This window comes from Micromonospora rubida (assembly GCF_009908295.1).
GTDB lineage: Bacteria > Actinomycetota > Actinomycetes > Mycobacteriales > Micromonosporaceae > Micromonospora > Micromonospora rubida.
In genome coordinates, this window is the sequence record NZ_JAAALO010000034.1 from 1 (window position 1) to 888 (window position 888).

The 888-nt window shown below is 74.4% G+C and carries 1 pseudogene; it reads right to left on the minus strand.

Annotation, left to right across the window (positions count from 1 at the left end):
* Positions 1-141: 141 nt before the first annotated feature.
* A pseudogene (locus tag GVV04_RS31955) lies at positions 142-888 on the minus strand (helix-turn-helix domain-containing protein); the annotation flags it as partial.

Sequence of the window (888 nt, forward strand, 5' to 3'; positions counted from 1 at the left end):
CGGTGGCCACCGGGCAGTCTGCTGTCCGGCAGATCGGGCAGTGGCCGTCGGGTCGGGGTTGGTGGTCGCGGAGGACCCAGCGGGCGGTGAGGATCAGTCGGTTGCGGATCTGGGCCAGGGACAGGAATGGTGCGGTCATGTTCAGGTCACGCCGAGGGTGAGGGCGAGTTGGATGATCGTGGCCGGGGCGTGTGGGTCGCGGGCGACCTGGGCGAGGACCTCCCGGCCGGCGGGGCGGTGGCGTACCTCGGCCGGTGCGGTGTGGTCGGCGTCGATCAGCAGCCGGCCGGCGGTGGCCGGGTCGTCTGCTTGGAGGTAGGCGCGGGCGGCGTCGAGCAGGTGGGCGGCGCGGTGTTCGACCGGTAGCCACCGCCAGGTGTCCCGCTTGGTGGTCTTCTCGTGCCAGGCGACCGCGTCGGGTGCGTTGCCGAGTTCGAGGGCTGCGGCGGCACGGGCCAGGTCGACCGCTGTCGGTCCGAACGCGGTCCGGTGGTGGTCGTGGCCGTCGCCTACCCGGGCGGCCATGTCGGCGGCCTCGTCGATCAGGTCGGCGGTGGTCTGGTCGTCGCCGTGTCGGGCCGCGGCCAGGGCGGCCTGCACGAGCAGCGTCCCGCACAGCGACAGTTCGGCGGGTGTGCCGTCGTCCGGGTCGGGCGGGACGATGCGGTACGCGGCGGCCATAGTCGCCGACATGGCGGCCCGCGCTCGCCCCGCAGCGCGGAGCGCCTGGCCGAGTTGCACGGTGGCGGCGGCCACCAACATGGGGTCGCCGGTTGCGGTGGCCATGGCCCGGTCGGCGGCCAGCCAGCCCAGGTCGGCCTCGCCGAGCTTCACCAGCAGCGACGCGGTCACCCGGTACGCCTCCACCAACAGCGGACGGCCCCACCC